At 71.1% G+C, this 16,956-nt stretch carries 13 protein-coding genes; 5 read left to right on the top strand and 8 right to left on the bottom strand.

Features of this window, described 5'->3' with window-relative positions; all coding sequences use genetic code 11:
* Positions 1 to 37: 37 nt before the first annotated feature.
* Together OG389_RS26185 and OG389_RS26180 are read right to left on the bottom strand one after the other, a co-directional pair.
* Entirely contained in the window at positions 38 to 619 is a 582-nt protein-coding gene (locus tag OG389_RS26185) for a TetR/AcrR family transcriptional regulator (protein ID WP_328300890.1), read from the bottom strand.
* Between the two features lie 52 nt (positions 620 to 671).
* Complete coding sequence (locus tag OG389_RS26180) at positions 672 to 2,180, bottom strand: hypothetical protein (protein WP_443059343.1); 1,509 nt, start codon at positions 2,178 to 2,180, stop codon at positions 672 to 674.
* Positions 2,181 to 2,285: 105 nt separating this feature from the next.
* On the opposite strand from OG389_RS26180, the gene OG389_RS26175 reads away from it, so the two are divergent.
* Together OG389_RS26175 and OG389_RS26170 are read left to right on the top strand one after the other, a co-directional pair.
* The gene (locus OG389_RS26175; RefSeq protein ID WP_328300889.1) at positions 2,286 to 2,825 is read left to right on the top strand and encodes a WcaF family extracellular polysaccharide biosynthesis acetyltransferase; all 540 of its coding nucleotides are present in this window, start codon (positions 2,286 to 2,288) and stop codon (positions 2,823 to 2,825) included.
* Entirely contained in the window at positions 2,822 to 3,937 is a 1,116-nt protein-coding gene (locus tag OG389_RS26170; RefSeq protein WP_328300888.1) for a glycosyltransferase, read from the top strand. Before OG389_RS26175 ends, OG389_RS26170 begins: the two co-directional genes overlap by 4 nt.
* Before the next feature lie 32 nt (positions 3,938 to 3,969).
* On the opposite strand, the gene OG389_RS26165 is transcribed toward OG389_RS26170, so the two are convergent.
* From OG389_RS26165 to gmd, 4 genes are all read right to left on the bottom strand, one after another.
* A complete protein-coding gene (locus OG389_RS26165) occupies positions 3,970 to 4,182 on the bottom strand; it encodes a hypothetical protein (protein WP_328300887.1) in 213 nt (70 codons plus the stop codon).
* A 133-nt stretch (positions 4,183 to 4,315) separates the two neighbouring features.
* Positions 4,316 to 4,993: a hypothetical protein gene (locus OG389_RS26160; protein ID WP_328300886.1), complete on the bottom strand. Its 678-nt coding sequence runs from the start codon at positions 4,991 to 4,993 to the stop codon at positions 4,316 to 4,318.
* 79 nt (positions 4,994 to 5,072) lie between these two features.
* A complete protein-coding gene (locus OG389_RS26155; protein WP_328300885.1) occupies positions 5,073 to 7,847 on the bottom strand; it encodes a LamG-like jellyroll fold domain-containing protein in 2,775 nt (924 codons plus the stop codon).
* Between the two features lie 247 nt (positions 7,848 to 8,094).
* Positions 8,095 to 9,108: a GDP-mannose 4,6-dehydratase gene (gene gmd / locus OG389_RS26150; protein ID WP_328300884.1), complete on the bottom strand. Its 1,014-nt coding sequence runs from the start codon at positions 9,106 to 9,108 to the stop codon at positions 8,095 to 8,097.
* Between the two features lie 266 nt (positions 9,109 to 9,374).
* Here gmd and OG389_RS26145 point away from each other — a divergent pair, with 266 nt between their 5' ends.
* The gene (locus tag OG389_RS26145) at positions 9,375 to 10,340 is read left to right on the top strand and encodes a GDP-L-fucose synthase family protein (RefSeq protein WP_328300883.1); all 966 of its coding nucleotides are present in this window, start codon (positions 9,375 to 9,377) and stop codon (positions 10,338 to 10,340) included.
* 24 nt (positions 10,341 to 10,364) lie between these two features.
* Here OG389_RS26145 and OG389_RS26140 read toward each other — a convergent pair whose 3' ends face one another.
* On the bottom strand, positions 10,365 to 11,840 hold the full coding sequence (locus OG389_RS26140; protein WP_443059342.1) for a sugar transferase: 1,476 nt from the start codon (positions 11,838 to 11,840) through the stop codon (positions 10,365 to 10,367).
* 380 nt (positions 11,841 to 12,220) lie between these two features.
* Here OG389_RS26140 and OG389_RS26135 point away from each other — a divergent pair, with 380 nt between their 5' ends.
* Both OG389_RS26135 and OG389_RS26130 read left to right on the top strand, forming a co-directional pair.
* Entirely contained in the window at positions 12,221 to 14,491 is a 2,271-nt protein-coding gene (locus OG389_RS26135; RefSeq protein WP_328300882.1) for a M4 family metallopeptidase, read from the top strand.
* A 226-nt stretch (positions 14,492 to 14,717) separates the two neighbouring features.
* On the top strand, positions 14,718 to 16,178 hold the full coding sequence (locus OG389_RS26130; RefSeq protein ID WP_328300881.1) for a nitronate monooxygenase: 1,461 nt from the start codon (positions 14,718 to 14,720) through the stop codon (positions 16,176 to 16,178).
* A 72-nt stretch (positions 16,179 to 16,250) separates the two neighbouring features.
* Here the strand turns inward: OG389_RS26130 and OG389_RS26125 are convergent, their stop codons facing one another.
* Positions 16,251 to 16,790 (bottom strand): hypothetical protein, encoded by a 540-nt coding sequence (locus OG389_RS26125; RefSeq protein ID WP_328300880.1) that lies wholly within the window; start codon positions 16,788 to 16,790, stop codon positions 16,251 to 16,253.
* Between the last annotated feature and the right edge of the window lie 166 nt (positions 16,791 to 16,956).

Raw genomic sequence — 16,956 nt, 5'->3', positions numbered from 1 at the left:
GGGACACGGGGTCAGGACGCGGGGTCCGGCCGGGGTGTCAGGACGGGGTGTCGCCGAAGCCCGTTTCGATCAGGGCGAACAGTTCCCGCATGGCCTGCCGCTGGTCCGCCCGGCCACGGATCAGGCTCGTGGTGTCCATCACGAAGCGGGCCAGCGCCGCGGACCTGAGGTCACCCTCGGGGGCACCGGCCGCTTCCGCGACGGCGGCGGCGAGCGCGAGCTCGTGGCGCCGCCACATCCGGTCCCAGTACTCCAGCAGCTCCGGCGTCTCCCGGACCAGGGTGAGGTGCGCGATCACCGCCGGGTCGTCGCTCCGGCGGGTCGCCCTGCTCTCCACCAGGTGCTCGCGCAGGGAGTGCAGGACGGACTGGCCGGGCGCGCGGTCCCGTACCGCCGAGACGAGCGCGGCCTCGACGTCCTCGTCCTCGTCGAAGACGAGCGCCTCCTTGCTCGGGAAGTGCTTGAACAGCGTGGTCACCGAGACGTCGGCCGCCTCCGCCACGTCACGGACGCCGACCTTGTCGTAGCCGCGCTCCTGGAAGAGGCGCAGCGCGGCATCGGCCAGGGCCTTGCGGGTCTGGGCCTTCTTGCGCTCACGGCGCCCCACGGTCTCGGTCATGGCACCACTCTAACCGCGCGGTGTATCCGATGCGGAAGTTGAGCAGCTGCACCTACCGCAGGGTGGTGCCCTTGTCCTGCCGGTACGTGGCCACGAGCGCGAGGCAGATCGCGGCGATGGCGATGCGCCCCGAGGCCTGGAGCAGCGGGCCGCGCAGCAGGATGAAGGAGTACCCGGCGACCAGCGGGACCACCGTGGAGATCAGGCTCCCTGGGGGCGAGCGGCGGGTGGCGCGCTTGGCGTAGCGGCGGTCGACGCGGGCGGAGGCGTACCCCATGCCCAGGAGCCCCGCGCCCATGCCCAGCGGCCCGAAGTCGATCCACAGCTCCGCCCAGATCGGGGAGGAGAGGTTGGTGTTGACCGTGCCCATCCACTGGCCGACCATCACACCGGTGTCGCGCGGCTTGCCCGGCCACACCGAGCGCGGCACCGCGAAGAACACGGATCCCGCGAGCTGGCGGCCGTAGTAGTGCCCGGGGCCGGAGTTCGAGAAGGTGATCGTGTTCGCGAACATGCCGATCTGGTCGTAGTCCTTGAGCGCCATCGGTTCCAGGAACGAGGTCGTCTCGACCGGCTTGTAGTTCTTCTCGTCGTAGCGGAAGCGGTCCGCGAAGGGGAAGACCAGCAGGGCGATCACCACGGCCATCGACAGCGCCACCCGGTACATCGCGGCGCTCACCGGGAAGACCGTGAAGAGCAGCGAGAACATGACGGTGAGGAACCAGTAGCGCGGGTTGGAGATCGGGTTGTTGACGATCAGGTTGAGGACCACGAGCGCCGACCAGACGACGATGACCGACACCTTGCGGCGGGCGAACTTCGAGGTGATCAGCCAGCGCGTGTACAGCAGCAGGGCCAGCAGCGCCGGGACCGTGCCGAAGCCGCGCAGCAGGGCCTGGCCCGCCTGGCCGTCCTGGGAGACGCCCGCCTCCTCGATGCCCGCGATGATCTCTTGGCGGCTGGAGAAGAAGACCGCGGGACCGCCGAGCTTCATGATGAGGGCCGCGCTGCCCAGGAACGCCAGGGCCGTCAGCAGCTGGAGCCGCCGCCGGTGCGCCATGACCGGCCGCGGCTCCTTCTGCGAACCGCCCGCGCGGCCGGCCGGCCGGTGCCGGGCGAGCAGGACGCCCACGTCGAAGGCGGCGCAGCCGAGCAGCACCAGGCCGATGGCGGCGGTGAGGTCGGTGCGCGGACCGACGACGGGGGTCGGGACCTGGCCGAGGACGGCCTGGGCGAGGGGCGCCACGCCCATGGCCATGTAGACGAAGAGCCAGAAGGAGCCCTGGAGCAGCTTGCGGCGGCTGGTCAGCACCATCGCGGACAGCCGGGCACCCGCGTACATGGTGAGCAGGAGCTGGAGCCAGAAGGCCGCGTCGCGCTGGCCGGCCCCGGACTGGACCGCGACGAAGAGGGGCAGGAAGACGGTGAATCCGAGGGCCAGCGGGACCGAGAGCGCCCGGGAGAGCAGCGTCCGCGGGGTGGTGACCCGGCCCCAGCTCTTCTCTTCCTCGGGGTTCGGCGGGACGGGCCGGACGGCGCTCTCGCGTATGTCGGTTGCCACGCCTGCCCCCACCCCATGTGCCTGATTCCGGCGCAGTCTAGTCTGAGCGGGCGGCGCCCGGGGAGGCGCGCAATCCGGATTACAGGGCTATGACTAGGGGTAGCTGTGCGTGATCTTCCTGCCTTCACGCTGGCCGGATACGACAAGGGGCGCGGGCGGCTGACGCAGGCGCTCTGGTTCGCCGTGATGAATACGCTCTTCATGAGCTGGTTCTGCCCGGCCCGGCTCCGGGTCGCCCTGCTGCGCGCCTTCGGGGCGCGGATCGGCGAGGGGGTGCTGATCCGCCACAAGGTGCGGGTGCTGTGGCCCTGGAAGCTGACCGTGGGGGACCACGCGTGGATCGGCGAGGGCGCCTGGGTGCTGAACCTGGAGCCGGTGACGATCGGCGCGCACGCCTGCGTCTCGCAGGAGGCTCTGCTGTGCACCGGCTCGCACGACCACCGGGCCGCGGACTTCCGCTACCGCAACGCCCCGATCGTCGTCGAGGATGGCGCGTGGGTGGCGGTACGGGCCACCGTGCTGGCGGGCGTGACGATCGGCCGGTGCGCCGTGGCGGGCGCCGGGTCCGTGGTCCACAAGGACCTTCCGGCGCTGACCCTGCAGACCCAGGACGGCCGCCGCCGCCCGGTCGAGGAGCCCAAGTGAGAGTCCTGCACGCCGTCACCCTGCACTCCCCCACGCACGCCTTCGGTGGGCCGGTCCGGGTCGCGCTGAACCTGGCCAAGGGGCTGCGGGCCCGCGGCCACGAGGCCAGCCTGCTGGCGCTCGGCGAGGGATTCGACCCGTGGCCCGACGCGGTGGAGGGCGTCCCGGCCCGGCTCTTCCCGGCCCGCCGCCTGCTGCCGCTCGGCTTCAGCGGGATGACCTCACCGACCCTGCTGGCCTCGGCGGGCCGGCTGGTGCGCGGCGCGGACCTGGTCCACGTCCACCTCGCGCGCGACCTGGTCACGCTGCCCGTCGCCCTGGCGGCACTGCGGGCCGGCAAACCGCTCGTGCTGCAGACCCACGGGATGGTCGACCCGAGCGGCCGGCTGCTGGCCAAGGTGCTGGACGCGGTGGCGGTGCGCCGGCTGCTGCGCGGCGCCGACGCGGTGCTGTACCTGACCCCGCACGAGCGGGAGGGCCTCGACGCGGTGGTCGGCGGTCCGCTGCCCCGGTCGGTCCGCCTGGTGAACGGCACCCCGGCCCAGGAGGAGCGCCCGGCGCTCGCCGGACCTCCCCGGATCCTGTTCTCGGCCCGCCTGCAGACCCGTAAGCGCCCGGTGGACTTCGTGGACGCGGCTCCGGCCGTCCTGGCGGCGCACCCGGACGCGGAGTTCGTGGTGGCCGGCCCGGACGAGGGCGAGCTCGCGGCGGTCCGCGCCCGCGTCACCTCCCTCGGCCTCTCCGCCCGCTTCACGGTCCCGGGCGCCCTGTCGAGCGCCGAGGTCCTGACGGAGCTGCGCCGCGCCCACGTCTACGTACTGCCCTCGGTGGACGAACCGTTCCCGATGTCGGTCCTGGAGGCCCTGTCGGTGGGCGTCCCGTCGGTGGTCACCCACTCCAACGGCCTGGCCCGCGACATCGCTTCCGCGGGAGCGGGCGCGGCCGTCGACCCGGGCCCGGCGGGCGTCGCCGCGGCGGTCCTCGACCTGCTGGACCCGACGGTCAACGCCGCTGCCTCGAAGGCCGCCCGCGAACTGGCGGCCTCGTCCTTCTCGATGGACGCGGTCCTGGACACCCTGCTCCCGGTCTACGGGCGCGCCGCCGCGCACTGACCCGGGCCGGGGGTCACGGCACCGGTTCCCGGTCAGAGGCCGCGGCGGGGTTCTTCGGCCACCGGGAGGACCGCCGTGCGGCGCCGTTTGGCCACGCTCGCGTAGACCGCGAGGCCGATGACGCCGGCCACCATCATGATCACGCCGACCAGGTCCAGGTTGACGCTGCGCAGCTGCCAGTCGCTCGCGAAGGTGAGGATCGCCCCCACCACGATCAGGCCTATGCAACCGCCGATGCCCCTCATGGAATCCGCCTCCGCAGTCGTGGACGGGGTGCAACCCCGTCGTGTGGAAGGGCGGATGCCCCCGATCCGGGAACGGAAACGCCCCCGTCCGCCCGGGGTCGCGGGCAGCGGGGGCGCGTGGTGCGGGAGCGCGTCAGGAAGCGGGGATCCAGGCGTAGCAGCCCGTCGAGACGAACTGGGCGGTGCCCGCGGGGATGGTGGCGGTGACCTTGTCCCCGGCCTTCGCGACCGTTCCCATGCCCGAGGCGAGGGTGGAGCCGTCCTTGCCCCTGGCCTCCCAGGTGCACGCGGTGCCCTGGGTCAGCGCGTGGTAGGTGCCCGCCGCCGGGGACTCCTTCGTCCCGTCCGGGAAGCCCTTCTCGGCGACCGCGAGGACCGGCTTCTGCTCCGGGCAGAGGAAGGTGATCGCGTCCTTCGCACCCGGGATCTCCCCGGCCACGATGGAGCCCGCCGCCGCGTCCTTGTCGTGCTTCGCGGTGCGCTCCACCCGCTGGCAGGCCTCCTGACCGCCCTGGAGGACGGCCGCGGGGTCCATCTTCTCCGGTACCCGGCCGCTCAGGTACTTCTTCTCCGTGGGGGTGAAGCTGCCCGTCTTCGGGGTGAGCTTCGTGTCCGGCAGGACCGGGCCCGTCGGCTTCTGGTCCACCGGGGGCGTCGCCGGGGCGTCCGCCGGATCGGCGACCGGGGACGCGGCCGGCGGCTTGGGCTTCGCGGCCGGGGTCTCGGCCTTGCCGTCCCCGCCCGAACTGCAGGCGGTCAGCGTCAGGGCGGCGGTCAGCAGGACAGCGGCCGCCGCGGAGCGTCGGTACATGAGGTGGCTCCCGTACGTATGAGATGGGCCTGCGGGGCCCGGCCGCACCGGCGGCCGGGCCCCGCACTCCGTCAAGCGGTTACTTCGCGCCGAAGGTGAGGATCAGCTGCGGCACGGCGTCCGCGGCCGTCGACTCCGAGGACCAGAGCCACAGCGGGTCGGTGCCCGTGCTCGTCAGGCCCAGGCTGTAGCTGCTGCCCAGCACCGCGGAGAGCGCGGCGGTGTCCAGCGGCGTGCTCTGGACCGCCGAGCCGTCCGGGATTCCCGCGAAGGAGCCGAGCGGGGTGGTCCCGAGCGTGGGCTTGGTCTTGAAGGTCGTGCCCGCACCGCTCCAGCTGCCGGTGACCGGGACCACGGATACGGTGTCGGCCGTACCGGCACCCGCCGCCGTCGTGGTCTTGATCTGCAGCGAGGCGGACTTCAGCACCTGGCCGGCCGGGGCGGCCGGGATGTCGAAGCGCAGGTACGTCTCGTAGGCCGAGGTCCCGCGGACGGCCAGCGAGGTGGCCGTGCCGTTGGCGGCGCTCGGGGCACCCTGGTTGATGTAGGTGTCCTCGGTCGCGCTGACCTTGGAGACCGTGTCGGTGGGAGCCTTGGCCAGGTTGAAGTGGTTCTTCACCTGGGCCTCGGTCAGCACCTTCGGGTAGATGGCCGTCTCGTCCAGCTGACCGGCCCAGTAGTTGGAGGTGGGCCTGCTCGGCCAGCTGGCGAGGTTGTCGCCGCCGACGTGCCAGTAGCCCTCGAACTGCTGGGAGCCGGTGACGTTCAGGGTGCCCTTGTTCTGACCGTCCACGTACAGCGCCATTCCGGCGGGACCCTGGGTGGCGACCACGTGGTGCCACTTGTTGTCGTTGTACGTGTCGAACAGGCCGGTGGAGACGGTCTTCGTCGAGCCCGGGTTGACCCCGAAGAAGATCCGGCCGTTGTTGGTCATGTACAGCATCTTGTCGTAGATGCTGCTGTTGCGGTCCTGGTTGCTGCCGAAGCCGACCAGCTTGCCGCCGCGCGTGGTGTTCGTCTTGAACCACGTCTCGATGGTGTAGCTGCTGCCCACCGTCTGGCGGTGGTCGCTGTACACCTGGTGGCTGGTGCCGTTGAAGCCCATGGCCGTGCTGGCACCGCTGACGGCGCCCGGGGTCTGGCGCAGCGCCGGGGCGTTGAACTGGATGCCGCTGGTGTTGCCGGCGACCGAGGAGTCGGCGACGTACGGGCTGACGGTGTCGTCGTAGCGCCAGTACAGGTTGGCGCCGTCCTCACGGACCTGGTTGGGGTACGCGAGGACCGAGTTCGGGACCGACACCGAAGTGCTGGCCGACAGGGCGCTGGTGTTGCCCGCCGCGTCGGTCGCGCTCACCCGGTAGCTGTAGGACTGGCCGGCCTTGGCCGTGGAGTCCGTCCAGGAGGCCTGCTGGCGCTGCCAGGCCAGGGATTCCGCGCTGACGGTGGCGATCGGGGTCGCGGAACCGTTGCGGTAGATGCGGTAGGTCAGCTTGCTGTCGTCCTGGTCGTAGCTGGTGCGCCAGCGGACCTGGACCTCACCGGGCTTGACGCTGGAGACGCTGGAGACCGGGGTGGTCGGGGCGCCGACGTCGCCGGTGGAGGCGAAGCGGGTCAGGGCCTGCTGGGCCTTGCCGTTGATGAGGGTGAACTCACCGCCGATCCACATGTACTTGGTGCTGCTCTTCTCCGCGATGGCCATCACGCGCGGGCCGATGCCCTCGCCCAGGCCGTCGTTGGCGTCGGGGTGCCAGCCGAGCTTCGCGGGGCTGCGCACGAACCCGTCGATGGGCGCGGGAGCGGCGCCCGGCCAGTCGGTCAGCTGCGCGTTGAAGAAGTTGCGCTTGCCGTCGGGGAACTGGCCCTCCAGCTCGCAGTTGTGCGCGTGCGAGGAGCTGTAGAGGACTCCGTCGTACGGCAGCACGGCCTGGGTGGCACCCAGGCAGCGGTCGCGCCACTTCTCGTTGAAGTCGGTGGCGAGACCGATGCGGCCGTCGAAGACGCCGCCGCCGGAGCCCTCGTTGCCGGTGTAGTAGCCCGTGGGGTCGGCCGCGATGGTCTTGACGACCGAGTTCGACGGGATGTTGCCGTAGGTCTTGACGACGGCGCCGGTGGTGGCGTTCACGACGGCCAGCGCGTGGCTGTTGGAGCCGTTGACCGTGAAGAAGTCACCGCCCAGCAGGACGTTCTTGCCGTCGTTGCTGAGCGCGACGGCGCGGCCGGGCTCGTCCACGTTCGCGACGAAGGGCTTGAGCGCACCGGAGCCGGCGTCGACCGCGGCGAACCGCTCGCGGGTCTGGCCCTCGACGGTGCTGAAGTCTCCGGCGGCGTAGAGGGTGTCGTCGGTGACCGCGAGCGCCCGCACGGTGGCGGGGAAGTTCGGGTGGAACGAGGCCTTGGGGGTGCAGGTCGCGATGTCGATGGCGGCGACGCTGGAGACCGGAGTGCCGTTGACGGCGCCGAAGTAGCCGGCGGCGTACAGGGTCTTCTTGTCCTTCGAGACGGTGAGGGCGCGCACGGTCGCGCTGCCGTCGGCGCCGGTGAAGGAGAGCTTGCAGGAGCTCGGGGCGCCCGTCGCCGCGTCGAGCGCGACGAAGTTCACGGCTTCCTGCTCGGCACCGGCCGCACCGTCGGGCGGGCGGACGGCCGAGAAGGTGCCACCGGCGAAGACCGTGCCGTTGGCCTGGTCCATCGCCCACACGATGCCGTTCGGCTGCCACGTCGGCAGGTCGTCGGCGGTGAAGGCGACCGGCTGCGTGATGGCCGACGCCTCGGGTATCAGCACCAGGCCGACGGCGGTGCCGGCACCGGCCAGTGACAGGACGAGGGCAGCAGTCAGCCCTCTGGATCTACGCATGAGCCCCCCAGGGCAATTGCCCGGTTTGAATGGCTGGATCTATCCGAACAGCCATATGTACTGGCGCAGACTAGGGCTCGTGCGGGGGCCCGGTCACCACGCTTGACTCATTGCATACCAACTTGGAATGAACGAGTCCGCCATGGAGGGGTGCACTACGGACATATGGCAGGTTTAGCCCGGCCACACCCATCGACAGCTGCGGGAATGACCGGGACATGGCGAATAGTAGGCGAAATACAAGCCCTCAGCGGTCGATGCGGACGCTCATGCCCGCCAGCTGGTCCTCGACCTGGCGGATGTCCGCGTCGACCATGATCCTGGCCAGTTCGGCCACCAGGACCGTCGGCTTCCAGCCGAGCAGGTCATGGGCCTTCGAGGCGTCACCGATGAGGGCGTCGACCTCGCTGGGGCGCTCGTACTTGGGGTCGTAGCGCACGTGCTCGTTCCAGTCGAGACCGGCGTGGGCGAAGGAGGCCTCGACGAACTCGCGGACGGTGGCGGCGACGCCGGTGGCCACGACGTAGTCGGTGGCCTCGTCCTGCTGGAGCATCCGCCACATGGCGTCCACGTACTCCGGGGCGTAGCCCCAGTCGCGGACGGCGTCGAGGTTGCCCAGGTAGAGCTTCTCCTGGAGGCCCGCCTTGATCCGGGCGACCGCGCGGGTGATCTTGCGGGTCACGAAGGTCTCGCCGCGGCGCGGGGACTCGTGGTTGAAGAGGATCCCGTTGACGGCGAACATTCCGTACGCCTCGCGGTAGTTCACCGTCGTCCAGTACGCGAAGACCTTCGCGGCGCCGTACGGGCTGCGCGGGTGGAACGGGGTGGCCTCGTTCTGCGGGGGCGGGGTGGCGCCGTACATCTCGGAGGACGAGGCCTGGTAGATGCGGGTGTCCACGCCGCTGGCCCGGATCGCCTCCAGCAGGCGCAGGGCGCCGAGGCCGGTCACGTCACCGGTGTACAGCGGGGCGTCGAAGGAGACGCGGACGTGCGACTGCGCGCCGAGGTTGTAGACCTCGTCGGGACGTATGTCGCGGAGCAGGTTCACCAGGGCCACGCCGTCCGAGAGGTCGGCGTGGTGCAGCACGAAGGAACGATTCGCCGTCTGCGGGTCCTGGTAGATGTGGTCGATCCGCTCCGTGTTGAAGCTGGACGACCGCCGCACGAGCCCGTGCACCGTGTAGCCCTTGGAAAGCAGAAGTTCGGCGAGGTACGAGCCGTCCTGCCCGGTGACGCCCGTGATCAGCGCGGTCTTGCCCATTTTGGTCCCCCCTGGGGATCGTTGCGGTCTTGTTGTACTGGGGCTGCGCCCCGGCCCCCGAGCGGCCGGCGCGGCAGGTGTCCCCACCCCGAGAGGACTGGATGGGTACGGTACACCGCTCATCCGGAACGGGTCTTTTCACATCCGCGGTGTGGAAGCGGCGGCCGCCGCGGCCGGTCACGGTGGCCCTCGCGGTGGCGGGAGCGGCGGCCGGAGCGGTGTCGCCCCCGTAACTCCACTCTCGCCGGACTGGCATCATCGGCGGTATGACAAGTTCGCCGTTCCTGCCTTCGAACGCCCGCGTCTTCGTCGCCGGCCACCGCGGTCTCGTGGGGTCCGCGGTCGTCCGCCGACTCGCCGCCGACGGGTACGAGGTACTCACCCGGGGCCGTGCCGACCTCGACCTGCGCGATGCCGCCGCGACTGCTGCGTACCTGCGGGACGTCCGGCCCGACGCCGTCGTCCTGGCTGCCGCCAAGGTCGGCGGGATCATGGCCAACAGCACGTTCCCGGTGCAGTTCCTGGAGGACAACCTCAAGATCCAGCTGAGCGTCGTCGCCGGCGCGCACGCCGCCGAGGTCGGCCGGCTGCTGTTCCTGGGGTCCTCCTGCATCTATCCCAAGCTGGCCCCGCAGCCCATCAGCGAGGACTCCCTGCTGACCGGCCCGCTGGAGCCCACGAACGAGGCGTACGCCCTGGCGAAGATCGCCGGCATCGTCCAGGTCCAGTCGTACCGCAAGCAGTACGGGGCCTCGTACATCTCCGCCATGCCCACGAACCTCTACGGCCCGGGCGACAACTTCGACCTCGAGTCCTCGCACGTCCTGCCCGCCCTCATCCGCCGCTTCCACGAGGCGGCGACCGAGGGACGCGAGGAGGTCACCCTGTGGGGCTCGGGCACGCCCCGCCGGGAATTCCTGCACGTGGACGACCTGGCGGCCGCCTGCGCCGTCCTGCTGCGCGAGTACGACGGCGCCGAGCCGGTCAACATCGGCTGCGGCGAGGACCTGACCATCAAGGCCCTCGCCGAAACCGTCGCCGATGTGACCGGCTTCCGCGGCCGGCTCGCGTGGGACACGTCCAAGCCCGACGGCACGCCCCGCAAGCTGCTGGACGTGACCCGGCTGCGCGCGCTCGGGTGGAAGCCCGCGGTCCCGCTGCGCGACGGCATCGCCGCCACCTACGCGTGGTGGCGCGAGCAGAGCCTCGAGCAGGGCCGCGGGCCGAGCTGATCTCACTACAGGGGCCCCGGTGCCTCAGTACGCTCCGCGACCGTCGACCACGGCGCGGAGCGTGCGGCCCATGACGTCGACATCACTGGTGAAGGACCAGTTGTCCACGTACTGCAGGTCGAGCTGGATCGTTTCGTCCCAGGACAGGTCCGACCGCCCGCTGATCTGCCACAGCCCGGTCATCCCCGGCCGTACCGTGAGCCGGCGCAGTTCGGTCTCGTCGTACTGGGCCACCTCCTCCGGCAGCGGCGGGCGCGGACCGACCAGTGACATGCGGCCGGTCACCACATTGATCAGCTGTGGCAGTTCGTCCATGGACGTGCGGCGCAGCAGCCGGCCCACCCGGGTCACCCGGGGGTCGCGGCGCATCTTGAACATCAGGCCGTCGTTCTCGTTGGACCCGGACAGCTCGGCCTTGCGCGCGTCGGCGTCGACGACCATCGTGCGGAACTTCCACATGACGAACGGCACCCCGTCACGGCCTATGCGCCGCTGCCGGTAGAAGGCCGGCCCGCGCGAGCCCAGGCGGATCGCCAGGATCGTTCCGAGGAAGGCCGGCGACAGCAGTATCAGCCCGATCGCCGCGGCCACCCGGTCCAGGACCGACTTCAGCAGGGTCTGCATGCCCCGGCTCACCGGCGGGGCCACCCGCAGCATGGCCAGGCCACCCGCGTTCAGCGTCTCCAGGCGTTTGACGGATACCTCCACCAGGCCGGGGAAGACCGCCAGTTCCAGCCCGGCGTCGTGCAGGGCCCAGGAGATCCGCCGCAGCCGCTCTCCCCCGAGCCGGGCCCCCGGGGCGACGAGCACCAGGTCGGCGCGGTGAGCGGCGACGGCACCGAGCACGGTGGCGGTGTCCCCGTTCGGCGCCGGCGCCATCTCGGAGCCGAGCCGCGCGGCCACGGGCACGCCGCTGTCCGGCCCGCCGGCGCCGACGGGGACCACCCCGACGACCACGTACGGGTGGTCGGTGCGCGCGGCGAGGTGCCCTATGACCGACTCGGCGGCCGCGGGCTCGCCGATGACCAACACCCGGCTGACCGCCTGGGCCTCGCGCCGGGCGGCGGAGAGGTGGCGGTAGGTCAGCTTGTGACAGGCGATGGTGATGAGCAGAGCGGGCAGGAGCGCTCCGAGCGCGGACAGCCGGGGGGTGTTCTCACCGGTGACCACGCGGGCCACGGCGAGTAGGCCGATCAGAATCAGCCAGTCGTGTACGACCGGCAGAACTCCCCGGGATTCACCCAGCGCCCGGGCCGCGTACCGCCGCCGCAGCAGCTGCACCCCGGTCCAGGCCAGGGCGGCGCCGAGCGCGCAGTAGACGGGCCTGGCCTGCTGGGCCGCCTCGAAGACCAGCCCGACGGGTACGCCGGCACCGACGATGTCCGCCGCGACCGCGGCGGGCAGGTACCAGCGGGCCTTGTCGGTGAGCCTGCGGTCCGGCATCGCCGGGCCGAGCGCTCTCCTGGCCACTCTTTGCACAGGTATATGGACATGCCTCATGGGCCCCCCTGGCACGTGGTCTCTGACAGTGGCGCCAGTCCGCGGCTTCCCCAGGCAGCGAACATACGACGCACCGGGAAACAGTACGACAAACACCCGTACGGTAAATGCTGATTCTCAGAACCGGACATCTTGTTGCCCAAGCGTTAGCGGCCGGTATGGCGCATTCCGGATATTGATCGCTTCTCTCCCACACCAAAGTGAATGTTCCGGATACCGGATACGTCTCTTCGGACAACGAACCGTTTCCAGCCAACCTTTTGACGCGGCCCTGACATCACGGCGCCCAAGTGGCACTCTTCGACCGTTCTTCGCACCAGCCCGATCTGCCCGGAGGCCCACCCAGCCATCCGGAACCCCCCTTGCAGAAGGAGTCTGCGTTGAGTCCCACCCCCCAGCGGCGTGCCACCACGGCCGGCGCGCTTGTTGCCGCGGCCGCTCTCCTCGCCGTAGGCATCCAGACCGGAACCGCCAGTGCCGACGCCACCGCGTCGCAGGCCGGCTCGGTCGCCCAGGCCAACCCGGGCGCGGCCAACCGCGCACTCAGCGCTTCGGAGCGTGCGACGCTCCTTGCTGAGGCCAACTCCACCACCACGCAGGCGGCCAAGGCCCTCGGCCTCGCCGGCACGGAGAAGCTCATCGTCCGCGACGTCGTCAAGGACGCGGACGGCACCACGCACACGACGTACGAGCGCACCTACGACGGCATACCGGTGCTCGGCGGTGACCTGACCGTCCACGCCAAGGACGGCGTCACCAAGAGCGTCACCAAGGCCACCAACGCGGACATCAAGGTCGCGGACACCACCGCCTCCGTCACCCCGGCCTCGGCCGAGGGCGCGGCGATCTCCTCCGCCAACGCGGCGGGCGCCAAGGACGCCAAGGCCGACAAGGGCGCCCGCAAGGTGATCTGGGCCGCCACCGGCGCCCCGGTCCTCGCCTTCGAGACCGTCGTCGGCGGACTCCAGCACGACGGCACGCCGAGCCAGCTGCACGTGGTCACCAACGCCAAGACCGGCGCGAAGATCACCGAGTGGCAGGCCATCGAGACCGGCGTCGGCAACACGATGTACAGCGGTCAGGTGACGCTGGGCACCTCGCAGTCGGGCAGCAACTTCACGCTGACCGATGCCGCCCGCGGCTCGCACAAGACCTACGACCTGAACGGCGGCTCGGGCTCCGGCACGGGCACGCTGTTCTCCAGCACCAGCGACACCTGGGGCACCGGCGCCGCCTCCAACCGCGCTACCGCCGCCGCCGACGCGCACTACGGCGCCGCGCTGACCTGGGACTACTACAAGAACGTGCACGGCCGCAACGGCCTGCGCAACGACGGCGTGGCCCCGTACAGCCGGGTCCACTACGGCAACGCGTACGTCAACGCGTTCTGGGACGACTCCTGCTTCTGCATGACGTACGGCGACGGCACCAGCAACACGCACCCGCTGACGTCCATCGACGTGGCCGCGCACGAGATGACCCACGGTCTGACCTCGGTCACCGGCAACATGACCTACTCGGGCGAGCCCGGCGGCCTGAACGAGGCGACCTCCGACATCATGGCGGCGGCCGTCGAGTTCAACGCCAACAACCCGTCCGACGTCGGCGACTACCTGGTCGGCGAGAAGATCAACATCAACGGTGACGGCACGCCGCTGCGCTACATGGACAAGCCGAGCAAGGACGGCGGTTCCAAGGACGCGTGGTACTCCGGCATCGGCGGCATCGACGTCCACTACTCCTCGGGCCCGGCCAACCACGTCTTCTACCTGATGTCCGAGGGCTCCGGCGCCAAGGTCATCAACGGCGTGAGCTACAACTCGCCCACCTCGGACAACCTCCCGGTCACCGCGATCGGCCGCGAGGCCGCCGCGAAGATCTGGTTCCGTGCGCTGACGGTCGGCTACTTCAAGTCGAACACCAACTACGCCGACGCCCGCGTCCAGACGCTCAAGGCCGCCGGCGACCTCTACGGGGTCGGCTCCACCACCTACAACAACGTGGCCAACGCGTGGGCCGGCATCAACGTCGGTCCCCGCATCGTCGCGGGTGTCTCGGTCACCAACCCCGGTAACCAGAACACCGTCACGGGCAGCGCCGTCAGCCTCCAGGTGCAGGCCACCAGCACCAACGCCGGTGCCCTGAGCTACGCGGCCACGGGTCTGCCGACCGGGCTGTCGATCAACTCCTCGACCGGCCTGATCTCCGGGACCGCCTCCACCGCCGGTACGTACAACACGACGGTCACGGTGACGGACTCGGCGAGCCAGACCGGTACGGCGTCCTTCGTCTGGACCGTCGGGACCTCGCAGCAGACGGTCTTCGAGAACACGACCGACTACGCGATCGCGGACAACGCCACGGTGGAGTCCCCGATCGCCGTGAGCCGCACGGGCAACGCCCCGAGCGCCCTCAAGGTGGACGTGAACATCGTCCACACCTACGTCGGTGACCTGAAGGTCGACCTCGTCGCCCCCGACGGCACCGTCTACAACCTGCGCAACCGCACCGGCGGCAGCGCGGACAACATCGTCCAGCAGTTCACGGTCAACGCCTCCTCCGAGGTCGCGGCCGGAACCTGGAAGCTGCGGGTCGCCGACCTGGCCAGCCTGGACACCGGCAAGATCGACAGTTGGAAGCTCACCTTCTGATCCCCACGAGGGAGCAGGTGTGAGCGAGAGCTGAACCGCTAGATCACGGGGCCGCCCGGGAGCAGACCTCCCCGGGCGGCCCTGTTCCATTCGCCCCCGCCGGGCCGGGTCCAGTTGCCCTGAGGGCCGGGACCTTCGGCGCCGTCCAGCGGCCCGCTCCAGGGTCATAGTGGAAATCAGCGAACCTACGGAACCGTAGGTTCGGGTGATTCCGAGGACGTGACCCATGCCGCAGACCCCCACGAACGCCCCCGCCGCGCAGCACCCCTGGCTGATCCAGGGCGGCATGGGCGTCGGCGTCTCGGGCTGGCGGCTGGCCTCGGCCGTCGGCCGCGAGGGCCAGCTGGGCGTGGTCTCCGGGACGGCACTGGACGTCGTACTGGCCCGCGTGCTGCAGACCGGCGACCCCGGTGGCCACGCCCGCCGGGCCCTGGCCGCCTTCCCGCTCCCGGAGCTCGCCCAGACCGCGCTCGACCTCTACTTCCGCGAGGACGGCCTCGCGGAAGGCGTCCCGATGCGCACGACCCCGCGGCTGCGGGCCACCGGTGGGTCGCAGGCCGAGATCCTCACCGTCCTCGGTAACTTCGTCGAGGTCTGGCTCGCCAAGGAGGGACATGAAGGTGTCATCGGCATCAACTACTTGGAGAAGATCCAGCTCGCCACCGCCCCCGCGATGTTCGGCGCGGTCCTGGCAGGCGTCGACTACGTGCTCGTGGGTGCGGGAGTCCCCGGTCAGATCCCTGCCCTCGCCTCGCGGCTGGCGCGCTACGAACGCTGTGTGAGCAAGATCCACGTGGAGGGCGACGAGGAGCCCCTGGAGCACCTCTTCGACCCGCGCGCCCTGCTCGCCGGGCACCTGCCCGGCCCGCTGCGCCGCCCCCACGTGCTGGCCATCGTCTCGCTCCCGGTGCTGGCCACCTATCTGGCCCGGGACGAGATCACCCGCCCGGACGGCTTCGTGATCGAGACCAGCCAGGCCGGCGGGCACAGTGCCCCGCCGCGCGGACCGCTGAAGCTGGACGAGGAGGGCGAGCCGGTCTACGGCCCGCGCGACAACCCGGATCTCGCCAAAATGGCGGCGCTGGGACTGCCGTTCTGGCTCGCCGGCGGCCAGGCGAGCCCGGAGGCGGTGGCCGGCGCCCTCGCCGAGGGGGCGGCCGGAGTCCAGATCGGCAGCGCCTTCGCGCTGTGCGAGGAGTCCGGGATGGCCCGCCACCTGCGCGAGGAGCTGCTGGACCGGGCCCACGCCGGCACCCTCTCGGTCCGCAACGACCCCGAGGCCTCTCCGACGGCGTTCCCCTTCAAGGTGGCGGACCTGCCCGGGACCGTCGCCGAACCGGAGGTGGCCGGGGACCGGCGCCGGGTCTGCGACCTCGGGTTCCTGCGCACTCCCGTACGGGGCCCCCGCGGGCTGGTCTACCGGTGCGCGGCCGAGCCGGTGGCCGCGTACGTCCGCAAGGGCGGCGAGGCCTCCGACACCAAGGGCCGCCACTGCCTGTGCAACGGCCTGCTGGCCACGATCGGGCTGGCGCAGCGGCGGCCGCACGGCCGGGTCGAGCCACCGCTGGTGACGATCGGCAAGGACCTGTCGTTCCTGCCGCGGCTCTCCCCGGACGCCGGGCCGTACGCCGCGGCCGACGTGGTGCGGTGGCTGGCGGCCGGAGCGGGCCGGCCCGCCGCCGGCTGAGGCGCGGCGCACGGCGAGCGGCAGGCGAAGGGCCCGGCACCCCGAAAGGTGCCGGGCCCTTGCGACCGCAGGTCAGCCGATGGAACGGAAGACGTGGTCGAGGACGTCCGACATCTGGTCGGTCGGGGCCTCGAGGGCGCGGCCCCCGTGGCTGCGGTCCTCGTCGTCACGCCAGTCGTCACGGCGGTCGTCGTCACGGCGGTCGTCGTCGTGACGTCCGTCGTGACGGCCCTCGTGGCGGTCGTCGTCGACCGGCTTGAAGTACACGGAGGCCACGTCCGTGTCCCTCAGTCGCTCGCCCGGCTCCAGCTCCGCCTCCGGTACCCCGGCGCAGGTGCGGTTGCTGTAGACCACCGCGAGGGACTCCGTCTCGTTCTTCACCTCGAAGGCGGGACGGCGCTCGGTGGTGTGCGTCAGCCGGTAGCAGGTGTCGTTGTCCGCCGGGTGGATCTGCCCGTTGTGGCGGTCGCCGTCCTCGTCGGCGTAGCGGTAGTGCAGCGTGCCGAGATGCTCGCGGTCGTCGTCGTGTCCGTTGGCGTACGACAGCCCGGCGGTCGGCAGGACGAGCGCGAGGGCGCCGACGAGTGCGGCGGCGGTGGTGCGAAGACGCATTGGGGAGTCCGTTTCTCGGGTTCCTCGGATGCCGGGTCCGGTTGGCATCCGCGGGCAGCGTAGGAGCGGACAGCCCTGCTGAAACGATTCGGCACGGAGGCGCGTTCGAAGGTTCACCCTCCCGGTCGCCCCGCGGCACAGGTCGCCCGTGTGCCCCCGGATCCGC

The organism is Streptomyces sp. NBC_00435, assembly GCF_036014235.1.
GTDB lineage: Bacteria > Actinomycetota > Actinomycetes > Streptomycetales > Streptomycetaceae > Streptomyces.
Note: the sequence above shows the minus strand (reverse complement) of the source record. Positions and strands in the feature narration are given on the sequence as shown.

Coding starts and splice junctions, on each gene's coding strand:
- OG389_RS26160 (WP_328300886.1), bottom strand. CDS start 4,993: ATGTACCGACGCTCCGCGGCGGCCGCTGTCCTGCTGACCGCCGCCCTG.
- OG389_RS26125 (WP_328300880.1), bottom strand. CDS start 16,790: ATGCGTCTTCGCACCACCGCCGCCGCACTCGTCGGCGCCCTCGCGCTC.
- OG389_RS26185 (WP_328300890.1), bottom strand. CDS start 619: ATGACCGAGACCGTGGGGCGCCGTGAGCGCAAGAAGGCCCAGACCCGC.
- OG389_RS26140 (WP_443059342.1), bottom strand. CDS start 11,840: ATGAGGCATGTCCATATACCTGTGCAAAGAGTGGCCAGGAGAGCGCTC.
- gmd (WP_328300884.1), bottom strand. CDS start 9,108: ATGGGCAAGACCGCGCTGATCACGGGCGTCACCGGGCAGGACGGCTCG.
- OG389_RS26145 (WP_328300883.1), top strand. CDS start 9,375: ATGACAAGTTCGCCGTTCCTGCCTTCGAACGCCCGCGTCTTCGTCGCC.
- OG389_RS26130 (WP_328300881.1), top strand. CDS start 14,718: ATGCCGCAGACCCCCACGAACGCCCCCGCCGCGCAGCACCCCTGGCTG.
- OG389_RS26165 (WP_328300887.1), bottom strand. CDS start 4,182: ATGAGGGGCATCGGCGGTTGCATAGGCCTGATCGTGGTGGGGGCGATC.
- OG389_RS26155 (WP_328300885.1), bottom strand. CDS start 7,847: ATGCGTAGATCCAGAGGGCTGACTGCTGCCCTCGTCCTGTCACTGGCC.